The 18,678-nt window shown below is 58.4% G+C and carries 19 protein-coding genes; 6 read left to right on the top strand and 13 right to left on the bottom strand.

Annotated elements, in window-relative coordinates:
* Window positions 1-24: 24 nt before the first annotated feature.
* A complete protein-coding gene (locus tag CFA77_RS05260) occupies window positions 25-552 on the top strand; it encodes an HD family hydrolase (RefSeq protein WP_242517492.1) in 528 nt (175 codons plus the stop codon).
* The gene (locus CFA77_RS05255; protein ID WP_206992548.1) at window positions 549-1,499 is read left to right on the top strand and encodes an NAD regulator; all 951 of its coding nucleotides are present in this window, start codon (window positions 549-551) and stop codon (window positions 1,497-1,499) included. Before CFA77_RS05260 ends, CFA77_RS05255 begins: the two co-directional genes overlap by 4 nt.
* Window positions 1,500-1,508: 9 nt before the next feature.
* Here CFA77_RS05255 and CFA77_RS05250 read toward each other — a convergent pair whose 3' ends face one another.
* From CFA77_RS05250 to CFA77_RS05190, 13 genes are all read right to left on the bottom strand, one after another.
* Entirely contained in the window at window positions 1,509-2,915 is a 1,407-nt protein-coding gene (locus CFA77_RS05250; RefSeq protein ID WP_206992547.1) for a pitrilysin family protein, read from the bottom strand.
* A gap of 1 nt (window position 2,916) precedes the next feature.
* The gene (locus tag CFA77_RS05245) at window positions 2,917-4,272 is read right to left on the bottom strand and encodes a pitrilysin family protein (protein WP_206992546.1); all 1,356 of its coding nucleotides are present in this window, start codon (window positions 4,270-4,272) and stop codon (window positions 2,917-2,919) included.
* A gap of 50 nt (window positions 4,273-4,322) precedes the next feature.
* Window positions 4,323-4,817 carry a DUF3035 domain-containing protein gene (locus CFA77_RS05240; protein WP_034814107.1) on the bottom strand — a complete coding sequence of 165 codons (495 nt, stop codon included), beginning with the start codon at window positions 4,815-4,817 and terminating at the stop codon, window positions 4,323-4,325.
* A 33-nt stretch (window positions 4,818-4,850) separates the two neighbouring features.
* The gene (gene lspA / locus CFA77_RS05235) at window positions 4,851-5,375 is read right to left on the bottom strand and encodes a signal peptidase II (protein WP_206992545.1); all 525 of its coding nucleotides are present in this window, start codon (window positions 5,373-5,375) and stop codon (window positions 4,851-4,853) included.
* A gap of 49 nt (window positions 5,376-5,424) precedes the next feature.
* On the bottom strand, window positions 5,425-8,412 hold the full coding sequence (gene ileS / locus CFA77_RS05230; protein WP_206992544.1) for an isoleucine--tRNA ligase: 2,988 nt from the start codon (window positions 8,410-8,412) through the stop codon (window positions 5,425-5,427).
* Between the two features lie 193 nt (window positions 8,413-8,605).
* Complete coding sequence (locus CFA77_RS05225; RefSeq protein ID WP_206992543.1) at window positions 8,606-9,151, bottom strand: hypothetical protein; 546 nt, start codon at window positions 9,149-9,151, stop codon at window positions 8,606-8,608.
* Window positions 9,152-9,225: 74 nt separating this feature from the next.
* Complete coding sequence (gene ribF / locus CFA77_RS05220; RefSeq protein WP_206992542.1) at window positions 9,226-10,149, bottom strand: riboflavin biosynthesis protein RibF; 924 nt, start codon at window positions 10,147-10,149, stop codon at window positions 9,226-9,228.
* Entirely contained in the window at window positions 10,149-10,580 is a 432-nt protein-coding gene (locus tag CFA77_RS05215) for a MaoC family dehydratase (RefSeq protein ID WP_206992541.1), read from the bottom strand. The genes ribF and CFA77_RS05215 overlap by 1 nt, the downstream gene beginning before the upstream one ends.
* Window positions 10,581-10,638: 58 nt before the next feature.
* A complete protein-coding gene (locus CFA77_RS05210; protein WP_206992540.1) occupies window positions 10,639-11,490 on the bottom strand; it encodes a TIGR01459 family HAD-type hydrolase in 852 nt (283 codons plus the stop codon).
* A gap of 32 nt (window positions 11,491-11,522) precedes the next feature.
* Window positions 11,523-12,023 carry a hypothetical protein gene (locus CFA77_RS05205; RefSeq protein WP_206992539.1) on the bottom strand — a complete coding sequence of 167 codons (501 nt, stop codon included), beginning with the start codon at window positions 12,021-12,023 and terminating at the stop codon, window positions 11,523-11,525.
* Window positions 12,024-12,089: 66 nt separating this feature from the next.
* Window positions 12,090-13,319: an EAL domain-containing protein gene (locus tag CFA77_RS05200; protein WP_206992538.1), complete on the bottom strand. Its 1,230-nt coding sequence runs from the start codon at window positions 13,317-13,319 to the stop codon at window positions 12,090-12,092.
* A gap of 299 nt (window positions 13,320-13,618) precedes the next feature.
* Entirely contained in the window at window positions 13,619-14,344 is a 726-nt protein-coding gene (locus CFA77_RS05195; RefSeq protein ID WP_206992537.1) for a hypothetical protein, read from the bottom strand.
* A 13-nt stretch (window positions 14,345-14,357) separates the two neighbouring features.
* Window positions 14,358-15,194 (bottom strand): fumarylacetoacetate hydrolase family protein, encoded by an 837-nt coding sequence (locus CFA77_RS05190; RefSeq protein WP_034814122.1) that lies wholly within the window; start codon window positions 15,192-15,194, stop codon window positions 14,358-14,360.
* A gap of 112 nt (window positions 15,195-15,306) precedes the next feature.
* On the opposite strand from CFA77_RS05190, the gene CFA77_RS05185 reads away from it, so the two are divergent.
* The 4 genes from CFA77_RS05185 to CFA77_RS05170 all read left to right on the top strand — a co-directional run bounded on the left by CFA77_RS05185 (window position 15,307) and on the right by CFA77_RS05170 (window position 18,667).
* The gene (locus tag CFA77_RS05185; protein ID WP_206992536.1) at window positions 15,307-16,965 is read left to right on the top strand and encodes a DUF262 domain-containing protein; all 1,659 of its coding nucleotides are present in this window, start codon (window positions 15,307-15,309) and stop codon (window positions 16,963-16,965) included.
* A gap of 83 nt (window positions 16,966-17,048) precedes the next feature.
* Window positions 17,049-17,816, top strand: coding sequence for an SDR family NAD(P)-dependent oxidoreductase (locus CFA77_RS05180; RefSeq protein ID WP_206992535.1), 768 nt, complete (start codon window positions 17,049-17,051; stop codon window positions 17,814-17,816).
* A 3-nt stretch (window positions 17,817-17,819) separates the two neighbouring features.
* Window positions 17,820-18,191 (top strand): tRNA-binding protein, encoded by a 372-nt coding sequence (locus CFA77_RS05175; protein WP_206992534.1) that lies wholly within the window; start codon window positions 17,820-17,822, stop codon window positions 18,189-18,191.
* Window positions 18,188-18,667 (top strand): PaaI family thioesterase, encoded by a 480-nt coding sequence (locus CFA77_RS05170; protein WP_206992533.1) that lies wholly within the window; start codon window positions 18,188-18,190, stop codon window positions 18,665-18,667. The genes CFA77_RS05175 and CFA77_RS05170 overlap by 4 nt, the downstream gene beginning before the upstream one ends.
* Window positions 18,668-18,678: the final 11 nt, after the last annotated feature.

Here is an 18,678-nt window from a genome sequence, read left to right as displayed (position 1 = left end):
CTCGATTTGGCAAATCCCTCGCCCATGGATGTGGAAATCGAGGACATTGCCCACGGTCTGGCGCGCGTGGCCCGCTGGAATGGCCAAACCCGCGGCGAACATGCATTTTCAGTGGCCGAACATTCTGTCCTTGTGGAAAAGATCTGCCGCACCTTGCAGCCTGACCTGACACCACAGCAAAGCCTGACGGCCCTGCTGCATGACAGCCCTGAATACGTCATCGGCGATATGATCTCTCCTTTCAAAGCCTTGCTGGGAGAAAGCTACAAGAGCATTGAGGCGCGTCTGCAGGAAGCCATCCATATTCGGTTTGGCCTCGCTCCCGTAACACCGCAACGCCTGAAACGTCTGATCAAGAAAGCGGACCTGATCTGCGCATGGAGTGAGGCGATCCAGTTGGCCGGGTTTTCCGAGGACGAAGCAAACAAGCTGTTCGGCAAACCGCCCGAAGACACGAAATTGCGGTTGAAACCAAAAGCTGTACCGGACGCACAATCCACATTCCTGAAGCGCTATGCCCAGATCAACAAGCAAATAGAGACTGCCACATGACACAGTCATCCCCGTTGCTGATTGGTCTGTCTGCCGTGATGGTCGCCGTGGAGGCGGACGCACCACGTGTGTTGATCACCCAACGCGAGACAGGCGAGGATGCGCTCCCATTCGGCGTCTTCGACCCAGACAGGCACCGCACTTTTGACCTCTCGCTGAGAGGGTGGGTTCGGGAACAGACGGGTTTCGAACTCGGTTATGTTGAACAACTCTACACATTTGGGGACAAAGACCGGGAGACACCCGAAGCAACGCTGGCTGGCACAGCGCCAAATGCGCGTGTCATTTCTGTCGGCTATCTTGCGCTAACCCCCGAAGCGCGCCCGGCAGGTGACTCTTTTGAGGCGCGCTGGCAATCTTGGTACAGATTTTTTCCATGGGAAGACCATCGCAGTGGCAGACCCGCCATCATCGATGCTCATCTTGCGCCGCGCCTGATGACCTGGGCGGCGGGAAACGAACGTAGACTGGAGCGCGCACGCGCCGCTTTCGCGCTGGATGGAATCCGTTGGATCGAAGAGCGCGTGCTCGACCGCTATGAATTGCTCTATGAAGCTGGTCTGGTCATCGAATGCGCCCGTGACGCTGGCTTGCCTGAACCCGATGTACGCCTCGGCGAGCCTATGGCATCGGATCACCGCCGCATCCTCGCCACCGCCATCTCCCGCCTACGCGGCAAGATCAAATACCGACCGGTAGTGTTCGAGCTCATGCCTGACCGGTTTACACTGTCGTCACTACAACGCGCCGTCGAGGGTATCTTGGGTTTATCCCTGCACACACAAAATTTCCGGCGCGCCTTGGACAAGACCGGTTTTGTTATTGGAACAGGTGCGATGGAAACAAGCACCGGTGGCCGCCCGGCAGAGCTATATAGCTATAACCGGGACAGCGCCTTTGATGCATCGACTACCGGCCTGTCAGCGCCGCGAAAGACAGCGGATTAGGCGAGATGCCTAGTCAAGCCCTTCAGGCTGGCCCACCATAATGAAGCTGAAACGGTCCGGCTGGAGGAATTCCGCAGCAACGCGGTTTGCATCCTCGAGCGTGACAGCTTCGATCAGGGCATTGCGCCGGTCAAAATAATCCACTCCCAGCTCGTCCTGGCGGACACTCATCATCTGGCCCGCGATCTTGGCGTTCGAGTCGAAAGCCAATGGATAGGAGCCTGTGAGGTAAGCCTTCGCGTCAGCAAGCTCTTCCGCCGTAATGCCTTCTTCCGCGATCAAGGCGGTTTCGGCCAATAGTGCCTCGACGAATTCACCTACACTCTCATTCTTGGTTTGGCCGCTGCCACCCCAATTCTGATAGGTGTCGTCAAACGATAGCCAAGTGTAGACGCCATAGGTCAGCCCTTTCTGAACACGCAGCGATTCCATCAGTCTACTGCCAAATCCACCACCACCATATGTGTAGTTTACAACATAGGCCGTAAAGAAATCCGGATCTTCGCGTTTGAGGCCTGGTGCCAGAAAGCGCACAAGGCTTTGCGGCTGTGGCAGATCGATAAGCACAGGCTCAAATGCACCGTCTACCGTGAAGGTAATTTCAGGCGTTTCCGGAAGATCATTGCTCTCTGGCAGGCTCTCCGCGATCGCATCAAGCATGGGGGCGAGCTCTTCCGGCGTAATCGCACCGACGGCGGTCACAATCAGGCTGTCTTTCACCATCAGTTTACGCATGTGCGCCTTGGCGAGTTCTGGCGTAAGGGCAGCGATACTCTCGGCGGACGTTTCGCGCGCATAAGGGTGGTCAGGATAGATAGCCTGAGCCTCAGCCCGACCCGCGAGATAGCGCGCATTCGTCTCGCGCGTGTTCAATGAAACTTCCCTTTCCCGCTGGAAGCGGGCGAACGGACCCGCATCGAAACGGGGTGCCTCGAAAGCTTGCGCCACAAGGCTCATTGCCTCATCCGCATTGTCGGTGAGCATGGACGCAGCACAGGAGGTCCAGTCGCTCGAGGCGCTACAACCGAAGCTCATGTTCAGCTCTTCCATCCGGGTCTGAAAGGCAAGCGAGTCGAGATCGCCCGCACCTTCATTCATGTGATAGACAACCGCGTCGGCCAGACCTTCCAGGCCCTCCGGATCGGCCGCTTCGCCACCTTCCCACGCCATCGCCACCGACAGGATCGGGATGGATGGCTCGGAAACCAGCCAGACAGACACGCCGCCGGGCGTGGTAAATTGTTGGATCTCGGCGAAATCCCCTTCGTGGACGACGATATCCAGACCGCTGTCTTCAACAAGTTTTGCGGGTGCCGTATCGGCAACATTGGCCAAGTCATCCTGCGTCTCGACAGAAGCGCACGCCGCAAGCCCGACACCAAGGGCCGCACCAATGATGAGGTCAAAAGGTTTCATCTCAGGAATCTCCCTCGGCAGGCAGCAAGTGTGCCTCAATATAGTGGCGGTCAGCGCCAAAGATTTCGCGCACAGCGGCAATTGCCTGTTCAGTGGTTATGGCACGCATCGCGTCCGGATAATCCAGCACGTCCTCAATCGAGCCACCAAGGGCTAGCGTGGAGCCGAATGTGTTGGCCATGTTGGATTGGCTGTCCCGGGCGTAAATCGCCTGCGCGGCAAGACTGTTACGTGCCCGCTCGACTTCGGCATCAGTGAAGCCCTCTTCCAGCACCTTCTCCACCTCGGCCATGATGGCCGTTTCCAACACGTCCAGTGTGACGCCGGGCGCCGGGCTTGCCGTAATGATGGCGGGGCCTTCATCGTGAAGCGTCGTCCAGGCATACGTGTTGGCATTGATGGCAATCTGCTGGTCTTCGACCAGCGACTGGTAGAGGCGGCTGGTCATGCCGCCGCCGAGGACTTCGAGACCGACATCAAGCGCATAGGAAAGTTCACGGTCGCGGGTCTCGGAAGTGCCGGAATAATACCGGCTCCAGCTAGGCTGGCGAACCTTCGGATCTGAATAGACGAGTTCCTTGGTTTCGGTCAGAGGTGCAACGGGGGCCCATTTACGCTCGCCATGCGCCGTACCGGTTGGCGCAATCGTACCATAATGCTCTTCGGCCAGGACGCGCACTTCTTCGGGCGTCACATCACCAGCGACGACCAGAATCGCATTCTCAGGGCTGTAGTATTCCTTGTAGAAGGCCAATCCGTCCGCTGGCGTCAGAGCCGCCACTTCGTCCATATTGCCGATGATCGTGATCTCGTAAGGATGCCCCTTCCAGAGTTCGGACAGGACCATTTCCTGCAGGATCACGCCGGGATTGTTGTCGATGCGCTGGCGACGCTCTTCCTTCACGACATCGCGTTCGGAAATGAACGGACCGTCGGGATCGTCATTGATGACGAGATCGGTCATGCGCTCGGCCTCGAGCGCCATCATCGTACCGAGTTGGTCCTTGGCGACGCGCTCGAAATAGGCGGTGTAGTCCCAACTCGTGAAGGCATTGCTGACGCCGCCATTGCGCGAGACGATGCTGTCGAACTCACCTGGGGCGAGATCGTCAGTCTCCTTGAACATGACATGTTCAAACAGATGCGCGATGCCGGATTTTCCCTCGGCTTCGTCGACCGCGCCGACTTTGTACCACACCATATGAGTCACGACGGGCGCGCGATGGTCAGGAACAACAACGACTTCCATGCCATTGTCGAGATTGAACACGGTCGGAGTCCATGCGCTTTCGTCTGCGACGGCACTGGAAGCGAAAGCCGAGAGCGCGAACAGCCCCCCGGCAAATATCCGTTTCATGGGCGTTGTTCCTCTCAGGTGTACGACTGACTCATTTTACGTAGATTGTATCAGGTTCCCGGCAACTTGATGCGCGGCGCATCGCTGGATTGCTCGATCACGACCGGTTCACCACCGGTGGCATTATCGGTAGCAACGCCTTCAGCGGTTTCCTCATCATCAGCCCGCCAGAACAGGATGCGGTCGGCAATGCTGGTCGATTTGCGGATCGTCTTGGTCTCTTCATAGTCGACCTGCGTGCGGATGACCGGATCAACCGCATTGGCGCCAGCAGCAGCCACGAGGGCTTTCTCGGACGCGCTGGCATTGCGGCCAATGGTCGAGCCGAAGGCGGCGGTGACTTCAGTGCGCGAGCCATCCAGTTCCGGTGGCAAGGCGCCGCCGGCTTCCGGCGGTCGCAGCTTGTAGTTCGGCGGAACGGTCAGAGGAGCCATGGTCACAACGCGGAACTCGTCCGGCGTACGCGAACCGCCACCGGATGACGTACAGGCCGTGGAAGCCGCCATTGCGACACCAGTAGCCAGAAGGATAATCTGTTTTTTCATATCAGGGCGTCCTCGCCATCACGATTAAAATACTCAGGACTGTTTCTTAGCCTGTTTCCGGCCCGACAGTAAGAACTGGTCGGCAAACAGCAATACCGCGCCCACACTAATTGCAGCATCGGCTACGTTGAAGACCCATGGGAACATCAACTCATTGGCATTGACGAAGTCCACAACGGCTCCGAACCGAACCCGGTCGATCAGATTGCCGAACGCGCCGCCAACGACCATGGCCAGCGACAACTTCAACAGCCAATGATCGGCATAGCGCACAAGCCAGTACAGGAAGCCCAGCGCGATCACCAACATGACGAGCGCCAACAGCCAGCGCCCGATGCCATCGGACTGGAACAGGCCATAGCTCATACCCCGGTTCCAAACCATGGTCAGGTCAATCGGACCGGGCAGCGGGATATGTCCGCAGCCCTGACGGGTCTCCAGGCAGGTGAGCGCGTTGAACCGGGGTTCTTCCAGCACAAGCCATTTGGACCACTGGTCTACCAGCACGAATACGGGAATGAGCGCCAGAGCCCAGAGTTTGGAGATTTTCAGTTTCATCCCGCGCAGATTGCAGCTTCAAGCAGGCTGATCAAGCGATTCTGAGCACTCATCCGGCGGCTTTGTCCCACGCCTTCACGGTCAATGCATCGCGCGGCGTGATATCTGGGAAAACCGGATCAGCGGTCGCCGGGTCGAAATACTTCCAGCTACGTCGGCACTTGATACCATCCGCCTTCACCGGATAGACGACCACGCCATCTGTGTCGTCCAGCGTGAACCCGCCGCCATTACCATTGGATGTGTGGATCAGCTCGGCGCCGGATGTAATGAAGATATCGGCGGGACTTTCGCCCTTGAACGCATCGATCAGGTTCTGATCTGCAATGTGCACCTTGGGTGCCGCTTCCAGCGATGCCCCGATCCGCTTCTCGCGGCGCTCGACTTCCAATGCTCCGGTGACGACACGGCGAACCGTGAAGATCTTGGCCCAGCGCGCGGCCAGCGCCTCGTCTTTCCAGCTGTCTGGCGTATCAGCGAACTGCAGCAAGTGCACGGATTCCGCACGATCCTTGATGTGGCTCTCGAGAAACGCCTCCTCCATCGTGAACGGCATGATAGGCGCTAGCCATGTGAGCAGGCGTTCGAGCACGGCGGCCATGACGGTGCGCGCGGCGCGGCGGCGGTTGCCATAGGTGGCGGTCGCATTGTCCCATGCTGATTGGGTCTCAAACCGTGGGTCGCAATACAAGCTGTCCTTGCGGATGTCGAAATAGACCGCTGACAGGTCGACGCCGCAAAAATTGATCAGCAGCGACATGATGCGCTTGAAGTCATAGACGTCATACGCAGCGCGGATATGGCCATCGAGTTCGGCAAGACGGTGCAACACCCAGCGTTCCAGGCTTGGCATCTCTTCGCGCGGCAGGGCTTCCGCCTCCGTCCAGCCGTCGAGCGCGCCGAGCATGTAGCGCACCGTGTTGCGCAGCTTGCGATAGGATTCCACCGAGCCCTTGATGATCTCGTCGGAGATACGCAGGTCTTCCGTATAGTCACCGGACGCGGTCCAGATTCGCAGGATTTCGATCCCGTATTGCTTCTGGATCTGCTCGGGCTCGATCGTGTTGCCGATTGATTTCGACATCTTCTTGCCATCTGCATCGACGATGAAACCGTGGGTCAGCACCTGCTTGTAGGGTGCCATGCCGCGCGTCGCACAGCATTCCAGAAGTGATGACTGGAACCAGCCGCGATGCTGGTCCGAGCCTTCCATATAGAGGTCGGCCTGTCCGGTTTCTGCGTCGATGATGCCGCGCTCGCGCAGGGCGAAAGCATGCGTCGTGCCACTATCAAACCAGACGTCGAGGACGTCCGTGACCTTTTCCCACTCATTCGCAGACAGACCCAGCGGCGACAGGAAGTCTTCCGCAGGCGTATCGAACCAGGCCTCGACCCCGCCTTTGGCGATGGCCGCCTTGATGGCGTCATTGAGTTGTTCTGCCTGATCCGCTTCCAGCGCCGCCGTATGCGGCTGGCCATCCTTGTTGACGAAGATCGTGATCGGCACGCCCCAATTGCGCTGGCGGCTGATCAGCCAGTCCGGGCGCCCTTCGACCATGCTTTGCAGGCGGTTGCGCCCAACAGCCGGAAAGAATTCGGTATCTTCAATCGCCTTCAGCGCATTCTCGCGCAGGCTCTTGCCGTTTGGGCCGGGCTTGTCCATCGAGATGAACCATTGCGGCGTCGCGCGGCGGATCACCGGCGCCTTGGAGCGCCAGGAATGGGCATCGCGGATCGTCGTGATGCCGCGCGCCAGAAGGTTCCCGCTCTCGGCCAGCAGCTTGATGACTTCCGGGTTCGCCTTGCCCTGCTCGCCCCGCTTCTTGCCGGACGTGCGGATGATGTCGAGCCCTTGCAGCGCTTGGGGAAGGTCACGGTGCTGATAAGCGCCATCAGGGCTGACGATGTCGCGGATATCAGAGGCCCTGCGACCCGACGAGACCCAGGCATTGAAGTCATCCTCACCATGCGCCGGGGCCGTGTGGACAAATCCTGTACCGGCATCGTCGGTGACATGGTCACCTGCGAGCAGCGGCACGTCGTGCTGGAAGAAGGGGTCTAGCTTGGCCAGCGGGTGAACCAGCGAACCGAGTGAAGCCGGGTCCACATCTTCGACACGTTTGAAGGCGGAAACCTTGGCAGCATCGAGTACGTCCTGTGCCAACTTGTCCGCAAGGATCAGCTTGTCACCTGCAGCCGCGTACGGAGGAAAGCCCAGTTCTTCCTCGCTCATCACGGTTTCGACCTCGAAGAGACCGTAGGAGATGTCCGTGCTGAAGGATACAGCTTGGTTGGCTGGGATGGTCCAGGGAGTTGTGGTCCAGATGACCAGCTTTGCACCGTCCTCGCGGGACGGGACTCCAAACTTCACCCAGATCACCGGAACTTTGCGGTCGTGATACTCTACTTCCGCTTCGGCCAGCGCGGTGCGCTCCACCGGGCTCCACATGATCGGCTTGGCGCCGCGCACCAGCGTACCGCCCATCGCCATGCGCAGGAATTCGCCGACGATGGAGGCTTCGCTCTCGAATTTCATGGTGAGATAGGGATTGTCCCACTCGCCCTCGATGCCGAGCGCGCGGAACTCCTTCGCCTGAACGTCTACCCATTTCTGGGCAAAGGCGCGACAGGCCGCCCGGAACTCGTCGCCCGGAACATCATCCTTTCCGCGGTTCTTGCTGCGGAACTCTTCTTCCACCTTCCACTCAATCGGCAGGCCGTGACAGTCCCAACCCGGCAGGTATGCCGCGTCATGGCCGGTCATCTGGTGCGAGCGCACGATGATGTCCTTGACGATCTTGTTCATCGCCGTGCCGAGATGGATGTGCCCGTTCGCGTATGGCGGGCCGTCATGCAGGATCCACGGCTTGGCGCCGCGTGCTTTCGCATCGGCGCGCAGCTTTTCATAAAGTTTCAGTTCGTCCCAGCGCTTGATCCAGTCCGGCTCGCGCTTGGGCAGACCACCGCGCATCGGGAATTCGGTGGCGGGCAGGAACAGCGTGTCGCGATAATCGCGGTCGGTCAGGGAATCAGTCATGTCGGGCCTATGGCAGTTTTGGCGTGTTGTACGGAAATGCCGGGCAATGGCCACGGCTTTTTTCATGCGTTCAGAGCATGGGCTCCCGGCTTCGCGGCCCCGATGATCGGGTCAGCGCGCAGCCGGGCGGCTAATTCGAATGAAGCATATCCGTGCCATGGCGTTTCCGTAGCAGGCGCGGCTTAACGAGTCACTATTTCCACTCAGCCTTCGTTTCGGCCCCCGGGAGGCTCGCCAAACGCTCAGAAACCTTGCCGCAAAGCATCCGGAACACAGCCGCATTCTCCACGAGATTGCTCCAGCTGATTCCGTGATCCAGGATCACATAGCGGGAAACCCGCACCTTCTGGCTGTCGGACTTGTAAAGAGAGATCGCCGGATAGTCGCGATCGATGCCCGAAATCACATCACTGCTCGCACTTGAACCATACACGGCCATCAGCTCGAGCCCCCGGCAATCCGTGCCGTCCGGCCCGGCGCAAACGGCATATGCACCAAAGGTCAGGCCATCATCGAACTCACCAAATACGAAGGGTGCACCGTCGCCCGTGCGGCCGGCCGCTATGAACTGCGCGCCCATGTCATCCAGCAGGAACCGAAGATCATCCATCGTGACCGCCCGGATGATCTGAATCGGTTCGATCTCCACCGGCTCGGATGGCTCAACAGGCGCCTCTTGCGCGATCGCAAGCGGCGCCATTGCCAGAGCAAGTCCGGTGATCACTAACCGTGTCAACATGGTCGTCCCTCTAACCAGTGCATCAGTTGTCTACGAATGGATTATGGCGGTGAATTGACAATAACCTGAGTTAATCAGGACGCTTTCAGCCGCCGCTTTGCTTCGATTTCGTCCTTCCCCATCTGAACCACCATCAGATCCAGACTGTCAAAGTTCAATTCCGGCCTCAGATAGGACAGCATCTGGACTTCAATCCAGCGACCATAGATATCCCCTACAAAATCAAAGATATGTGCCTCAAGCAGTGGGTCGCGCAGTCCCGTGGTGGGCGTGCGCCCGAAATTTGCGACGCCCGGCATCCAGTCACCTGTCCGGTCGATGCGCACCTTTACGGCATAGACGCCATATTTTGGATGGATCAAATCGCCGAGATTTGTATTGGCCGTCGGATAGCCAAATTTGCGTCCATTCTGTTCGCCCTTCATCACAGGGCCATCCGCGATCCAGGGCGAGCCCAGAATTTCCGCAGCTCGCTCCGGTTCGCCGGCTCTCAGCGCCTGTCTTATCGCGGTTGATGAGGCTTTTTCGTCTTCATTCTGGACTTCTTCGACAATGGTCACCCCAAAGCCGAGCGCGCGCCCAAGGCTCGACAAGCGCTGCGCATGGCCCATTCGGCCTCTGCCGAAACGGAAATCAAAACCGACAGAGACATGGCTCACGCCCAGGCCATCTACCAGAACTTGCCGGACAAACTCTTCGTCCGTCTTCGACGCCATTTCCCCATTGAACGGCAATTCAAAAACCGAATCCGCGCCTTCGTTCAATATCGTCTCGTTGCGCCGCTCAGGGCGGAATATCCGAAAAGGGGGATCCAACGGGCGGAAATAGGCATGAGGTGGCGGCTCAAAGGTCGCCACTGAAAAAGATCCTTCGCCAGCCTCGCGGGCAGCTGCAATCACGGCTTTGTGGCCCGCATGCAAGCCATCAAAATTGCCCAGAGCGATCGACGCGCCCCGTGCAGATTCAGGCAAACCGCGATAGTCAGCAAAGATGCTCATCAGCTCTCCCGGCGCGGTGCCACGACTTCAGCTTCACCCGTAATAACGCGTTTGCCGTCCACCGTACAATCAACCTTCAACGTCACACGGTTGCCACGCTCCTTCTTCTCGGACACTTCTGCGCGCACAATCACTTCGTCTCCGATGTGAACGGGGCGTTTGAAACGCATCGACAGGCCGATGAAAATCGCCCCAGGACCGGGAAGATTGTTGCCCAGAATGCCGGAGATATAGCTGGCCGTCAGCGCGCCATGCGCGATCCGTTTGCCGAAAATCGTCTTGGCGGCGAAGTCGTCCGACATGTGCAGCGGATTGAAGTCACCAGAGACTTGCGCAAAACGCTGAATATCATCCTCGGTAATCACATGCACGGTCTCGTGAGACATGCCGATGTCGAGGTCTTCATATTTGTAACCGGTGAATTCGCTCATCCCACTCGGGCTCCTGATTGCTTTTCGGCAGTTTGGTTACACGCTGCAGCGCAGCACGTCACCATCTGAGGCCAGTCATTGCGTAGGTTGCTTCCTCGCCATAGTCCGCCAGGAGGTCTGAAACTTCTGCTTGGAAGTCTGCACCATGCTCTGTCAGGCCAGTCCCGACATAGAGACCATCAAAGCCCTGAATTCGCGCACCGCGCATGTCGGTCGTGGGGCTGTCGCCAATGCACAGGACCCGTGACTTGTTTGCGGCGGCGTCACCCACACGGGAAACGGCGAGATCGTAAATCGCTGCGTGGGGCTTTCCGGGATAGACCACGGATCCGCCAAGGTCTTCATAGATTTCCGCCAGTGCGCCGGCACACCAGTGCAACTGGCCGCCGATCCGCACCTGCTTGTCCGGATTGGCACAGATCATCGGAATGTTCCGGTCGACCCCCTGTTTCAGCGTATCGGTATAATCGGACGGATGGTCCTTGAGGGAATCGCTCAGACCGATGCAGAGCAGGACATCGGACTCGTCCGGCTCGCCAAAGCTCAAGTTGAGCCCTTGATACAGGTACGGATCTCGCTCCCACCGCGCATTCGCGCCCATCGCCCAGAAAACCTTGTCCCGGCGCTTGGCCAGTTCTTCGCGGGTCGCATCTCCGGACGAGACGCAGTCATCATAGGCATCGGTTGGCACACCAAGCGGGAGGAAATAGTCGATCACCTGCTGCTTTGGCACGGGCGCATTCGTGATGAGACAGACTTTTCCGCCTTGTTCACGAAAGTTCACCAGCGCCCCGCAAGCCTCTTCAAAGGCATCGCGGCCATTATGGATCACGCCCCAGACATCGCACAGGATGGCGTCATACTGGCCAGCAATCTCGGACAGGCCGCCCGGAAATTTCAATTGTGTCATGCATTTGGACCTAGGCTGCACCGCCAAGCCGGTCAATCGCCAAAACCGCAAGCCTCTGCCGGCAAGGGATTGAGGCGCCAGTGCACAGCCGTTGGAATGGAAATGGCATGCGCAAAAAAACATCCCTTCAGACGGGTCATATGGCCAAACCCGTCATCAGAGATCAGGTTCGGATCATAATTGCAGGACAAGAGGTTTCCAGCGTGCTGCTCAGGGTCGCCTGTGCGCACTTCCAGGATCATGTGGTTAGACCCCGTTGCAACCATGACCATGTCTGCCTCAACCGGTCCGAATTCGCATCCGTCCAGACTGCCATAATTGCCATCCTTCAGGATGATAGCTGGTTCCAGCTCCGGCGCGATGCGCAGATCAAGCCAGACAACGCCTTCCGTCATGGCTTGCAGCGCCTCAGGCGCCTCAAATTCGATGGGGCCTGGCAAGTCCGCGTCGACGCGCTGAACGGCGCCTGACTCTGCCATAGCCGATGTCGCGAGAATTGATGCCGCAGTACCGATCTGTACGAAACGTTTCATTCTGCCACCTCCTTTACCGGAGATGACAGCTTGGAAATGGGGCATATTGAAGGTCGGGTGGCGGCCCTAGCCGAAATTCGACAGGCGCTGGACGAGCTCCTGTGGCGGCGCTGTGGCTTCCATCAGGGATGACTTGATCGGGCGCGGCGCGCCGAATACGTGGCCCTGGCCGTACGGGATGTCATATTCAAGAATCTCGACAACGCTGGCCTCATCCTCGATCTTCTCGGCAATCATTGTGATGCCATAGCGCGAGAACACGGCGCTGACTTCTTCTCCATCAACGCGGCGGTTGATCGACGAGACCGGGCGCGGACCGGTTGGGTCGCGCAGCTGGTCCATCAGACTCGTGCCATTCATCTTGACGAAACGAATGCCCGCCGATTGAAGCCGTGGCAGGTCGAGGCCCAGATTATCGGCGTGGTCAATTGAGAAGCGGAAACCAAGCGCCGTCAGCTTGTCCATATTGTCCCGCATGGCGCGCGAGCGTGTCTCGAACCGGTCTGCCGTGATCTCGAAGATCACCGCGCCGGACAGGTCACGATTCTCGGTGATGAATTCCAGGAACATCGGGAAGAAGGTTGTGTCTTCCAGCGACGCCGCAGAAATATTGCAGAATACGCCGACGCGACGGTCACGCTCAGCCAGGCGACGCACGATCTGGACACACCGGAACAGCGTGAAATTGTCGATGATGCCCATCAGTTTGGCGCGGCGCGCAGCATCAAGAAATTCCGCTGGCAGAACCAGGGAACCATCCGGACGACGCAGGCGGGTGAACCCCTCGTAGAAGGACACACGACGCTGGGGCAGAGACACGATCGGCTGCAGGTGCAGGTCAACACGACCATCCTTCAGCGCGTCGCGCACATCACGCAGGACAGCATCTTCTTCCGGTGCCACGACCGCGGTGCTGGTCGTTTCCGCCAACTTGTTTTCAAAGCTCTTGGACAGCCGGTCGATCAGGCTCTCCAGCTGCTTCATCTCGGTCACGAGCGCGTCGCGGCGCTCGGTCAATTCGTGCTTGACGGTCGCCTCGACGGCATCCGTGCGCGCTTCAATGACATCAACACGTTCCGCGGAATCCCGAACGGTCCGCTCCACCCGGTCAATGCGGTCATCGATGTCCTTGGTGGCGCGTCCTGAACTGGCGAGTAGGTGAATCTGCCCCAGCAAAGCCGTGGTGATGCCACCCGCCGCAATCGACATGGGCAGGCCGACATCCGTCAGCGTGAAGACGCCGTAGCCGACGCCGCCGCCGATGGCCGCGTATAGAAGGAACAGAACAAAAGTCATTACGTCAGCACCCGATACAACCCAATAATATTAACAGCTAGGCCCAATTGGTTAACGAATTGCGAGGAATTGGAGGAATTTGTCGACCGCGGCAATCCTGTCACAGCGCCGTTGCAAACAAGCCACAATCCCCATCAAGTCGAGCATGGCAGGCGTCGCGCATGCGGACAAGGCGATTAGTGCTGGCATCACGGGCAGCTATCGCCGGCACAATGACGCAGTTGCGGTCAGATCGACTGGCACAGACGCATCTGAACCCAGATCGGAGAACTGTGGAAAAGCAGGTCTCGATCCGATTTTCAGTTAACCACCCCATCACGAAACACGAAAACCGGATCTGCTGTTGGCCAATTCGATTCGCAATCAAGCACCAGATCAATTCCATCGGTTACCGAGTCGGGCAGTTCAATGCCACAGCCCGCGATCAGCGCCGTATGGTCAACATAGTCCACAACATAGAAGGCTCGGTCCGTCCCGGTTTCGAACTTGCTGATACGCAAATCGCCGGTATCGAAAACGGTTGCCACCTGCTCACCGTCTCCAGGCAACAAAGCGAGCAGCGCCGCATCGAACCCACCGGCTGGACGGTCCTCGACATAGATCAGCGCATCGGACACCTCATAGGCGCGATTAAGCAGTCCTAGAAAGTCACCCGTGCCGGATGGACCCGCCACCGGAAGAGAAGATTCCCGCCCGGCACGCCAAGCTGCGTTTCGCATCTCGTCCAGGCCTTCAATATCCTCACCGCGCAAGGATAGAAGCATGACGGCGTCGGTATTCCGCAAGCTCGCTTGCGTCATATCGAGTGTCATGCCCGCCGGCGCGCCGAATACGACCCGTTTGCCGCCCGCCAGAACATGGACGCAGGCTCCGGGCAAACTCCGCTTTGAGCAAGGCAGCACCGCAAAATCTGTCGAATGCACAGTCAAATCCGCTCGTGCCGTCTCGGCATCTTTGGAAGTCACCGGATTGCATGCGGCGAGCGCAGTAGCGCATACGACAATTCCAAGAGCTCGAAATTTCATGATCGTACCCACCCTACCCGATCCGCGTGTCTCCGGGTTCGGTTACGATTTCGTTTTCGATGACACCGACCTGATCAATTTCCAGACGCACCCGGTCGCCCACCTTCAGCCACTTCGGTGGGGTGAACCCACCCCCAACACCCGCAGGCGTACCTGTGAAGATGAGGTCACCCGGCTCCAGCGTGAAGGCGGCAGTAAGATGCGCAATCTGCGCAGGAATGTCATGGATCATGTCGCGTACATGACCGGTCTGGCGCAACTCATCATTCACAAAGCTGCGCAGTTCCACCGAGGCCAGATCCTCGATTTCGTCCGGTGTCACAAGAGCCGGACCAAATGGGGCGTGGGTGTCGAACCCCTTGCCCATGATCATGGTCTGGCTCGCGCGCTGCCAGTCACGCACCGAGTAGTCACAGCCGACGCAAAAACCGGCGACGATTTCCATCGCCCGCTCACGTGGCACGTGCCGGCCATGCTTGCCGATGACAACAACCAACTCGACTTCATAGTCCAGCTGATCAGAAACCTTGGGTAGATGCACGCGGCCGAAGGGCTTGTTGGCCGATGTCGCCTGCTTGTTGAACCATTTCTGCACCTGCGGAGATTTTGTATCCACAAAACTCACACTCTCGGCGGCATGGGCGGCATAGTTCACCCCAATCCCCAAAATCTTGCGGGGACGCTCCACCGGCGCCAGCAGATCGAGCGTTTTCAACGGGACCGGCAAAGCGTCTGATCCTGTAATTGCCAGCGCATCTTGCAGAGTTGTCGCACCTGTCGGCCGGACGCTGTCCCCGTCCAGAACTCCATAGCGAGCGGTACCATTTTCTGCGAACCGAACCAGCTTCATTGCGTTACTCTCCTGTCACACTTTTTCCGCAAACGCGTTGCAAGCCGTTCATGTGCCGTTGTGATGACACTTGGCAAGGGCTAGGCACAAAGCTTGTATAGAGGATGCCAGTATGGATCTCGGCGTACGTGCCCAGGAGAGCTCGCTCAAGAGTATTTTCGGCCCCAGCGAACGGCTCTGCATGCCGCCCTACCAGAGAAGTTACTCCTGGACGGAGCGCGAGGCTGGCGAACTCCTGACTGACCTTCTTGACGCCGCCGAAACCGGCACACCCCACTTTGTCGGGGCTGTGGTTCTGAACCGCGGCACGGAAGAAGGCTTGCTGGAGATTGTCGACGGCCAGCAGCGCCTCACGACGCTGACCATCCTGCTCTCTGTCCTGCGAGACATTGAATCCGACCCGTCGAAAAGTGCGGAAATTCACGCTCTGATTGCTGACGAGGCACGCCCCATGCTGGGAGAAGCCGCGAGTTGGCGCTTGCAACTGAACCATATGGACGGCCCGTTTTTCCGCCACATGATTCAGACTCCTGGCGCCACGCTTCGGTTGGATGGCGAGTCCGGGGACAGTGACAGCCAACGTCGCATGGTCCAAAATGCCCGCACGCTCCTGAAACGCGTGAAGGTCCTGTCAGACGCAGATCGGAATGCCTTGGCAGATGTCACGATGAATCGCTGCGCGCTGGTTCGCGTGGTGGTGAACGACAAGGACCAGGGCTTCAAGGTCTTCCGTGTACTCAACACGCGCGGCAAGGAGCCGGGCGCACACGACATCATCAAGACCGAACTGTTCCAAAGGTCAAAATTCACGACTGAAGAAGCAAGCTTTTACTCAGAGCGCTGGGCCGAGCATGAGGCCGCTCTGGGCGGCAGCGCGTTTGACGACCTGCTTCGCCAGATCCGCTCAATCTATGACAAATCTTCAAAGGGTGAGTTGATCACCGGCTTCCTGAAAAACGTCATCCCCAAGATCACCGCACGCGGTTTCCTTGATGACGTCCTGCCCCGCTACGTAGCAGCTTACAAGATCATCACGACCGCCAATCTGGATACAGGCCCACACGCCAAACTGATCAGCGACAAGCTGAACCAGATGCGCGCGCTGGACCAGACGAGCTGGCGCGCTCCGGCGCTCAAATTCCTTGTCGAGCATGGCGTGGAACATGAGAGTGCGCCGGAATTCTTCACCAAGCTGGAGCGGCTTTCCTACATCATCATGCTGGTCCTCACGGATCGCGACCAACGCACGAAACGCTTCAACAAGGTGAACGAGAATATCGGCAACAGCCGCACGCTTTATGGCCGCGGCAGCCCTTTCAATATTACCAAGGATGAATCCCGCCGCGCCTTTGACAGGATGCTTGGTCGGTTCGCGACGTTCGGCCAGAGGCGCTCAATGGCGCTGCGCCTGAATGCGGCGCTGGACGGCGGGTTCACCATTGCCCCTCAGTCTGACGCGACGGTCGAACACGTCCTGCCCCGCAATATCAGCGAAGATAGCCACTGGATGATCACCTGGCCGGACCCGGCCAAACGACGCGAGCAGTGCGACACGCTCGGCAATTTCGTCTTGCTGACCAACAAGGTGAACCAGAAAGCCGACCGGCTCGACTATCGCGCCAAGAAGGAGGTCTATTTCAATGGCGGTGGCGGACAGGATTTTGCGCTGACACGGGATCTGGTTGATCAGGAAGCCTGGACGTCAGAAGTGGTTAGAAAACGCACAGAACGGCTCGCCGAAATCCTCATGATGGAATGGAGCCTCGCCTGATCGGCCTTTCCTAGCGTGACCCCTGTTCGAAGCGGCCTCCTGTGCTAACGAGTCTGCAAAGATATACATTAGGGAGCCTCACCATGAGCTTGTTCGACCTCACCGGAAAAACTGCTGTCATCACCGGATCTTCGCGTGGCATAGGCAAGTCCATCGCCGAGCAGATGGCCGAACAAGGCGCACGCGTGGTGATCTCGTCCCGCAAGCCGGGCCCTTGCCAGGAGGTGGCTGACGCGTTGAACGCCAAGCATGGCGATGGGACGGCGATTGCGATCCCAGCCAATATTTCTTCGAAGGATGACCTGAAGAATCTGACCGAGAAAACACGGGCCGAATTCGGCCAGATCGACATTCTCGTCTGCAATGCGGCGTCGAACCCGTATTATGGCCCGCTGGAAGAGATCGATGACGAATCCTTTGAGAAGATCTTGTCCAACAACATCATCTCAAACCACTGGCTGATCCAGTTGGTCGCGCCTGAAATGAAAGAGCGCAAGGATGGCGCCATCGTCATCATCTCGTCAATCGGCGGCCTGAAAGGCTCAAGTACGATTGGCGCATACAATATTTCCAAGGCTGCCGACTTCCAGCTGGCCCGCAATTACGCACTCGAGCTCGGCCCTCACAATATTCGGGTGAACTGTGTCGCACCAGGCCTGATTAAGACAGATTTCGCCCGGGCCCTGTGGGAGAACCCCGAAATGGCGGCACGCGTAGAAAAAGGTACGCCCATGCGTCGCATCGGCGATCCGGAAGATATTGCCGGCGCCGCTGTCTTTCTCGCGTCCAAGGCGGGCGCCTACATGGCCGGCCAGATAGTGGTCGTGGACGGCGGGTCCGTGATCGTTTGATCCGTGCATCTTACAGACTCTCCTGAATCTGGCCCCGTCGACGAAACCAGTTTCGATACGTTTCGCCAGATCGACATTCGCGTCGGAACCATTATTGAGGCCGCGCCGTTGGAAGGCGCGCGCAAGCCTTCCATCCGTCTTCTGATCGATTTCGGACCGGGCGTCGGCAAAAAGAAATCGTCTGCGCAGATAACCGAACATTATTCCCCCGAACAACTGGTTGGGCGACAAGTCGCGGCCGTGGTCAATTTTCCACCGCGCCAGATCGGCAAATTCATGTCTGAAGTCCTGACGCTAGGGTTTCCGGACACGGATGACCGAATCGTCCTGTTCTCTCCAGATCATCCAGTCCCCAATGGCGCGAGACTCGCATGACAGAACGCACGCTTTCCACCCAAGCCAAAACCTTCCTCAGCAATTTGCAAGATGGCACATGGCAGCCTCCGATCGGCCTCAAGAATCTCGGCATTCGCCCGGACCTCTGGCTGAAGGAATTCGACTATGGCTATACGCGCTACGAATGGCCGAATACGGGCGACCGCGATATCAGTGAGAACCGCGCCTTCGGCGGTTGGGTAGCTGGCTTTTCAGACCATATCGTATCCATCACCATGGCAAGCGCGCTGGCCGAAGGCGAATGGTTCACGACAATGGAATTGCAGACCCGCATTCTACGCCCTGTCGGCCACGGCCTGATCACGATCGAAGGCCGACTTGTGAGTCGCGGTCGCACGACTGGGCTCGTCGAAGCCGAGTGGAAAGATACCAATGGACGCCTGTTGGCAAAGATCACCGCCGCCAAGGCCATCCGGACGCGCGACGAGCTGGGCCAGCCTGCCATCTCGAAATAAGGCAATATCAG

Source organism: Hyphomonas sp. KY3, from assembly GCF_017309975.1.
Taxonomy (GTDB): Bacteria; Pseudomonadota; Alphaproteobacteria; order Caulobacterales; family Hyphomonadaceae; genus Hyphomonas.
The sequence above is the reverse complement of the archived record's forward strand: the minus strand, read 5'-3'. Positions and strand labels throughout refer to the sequence as shown.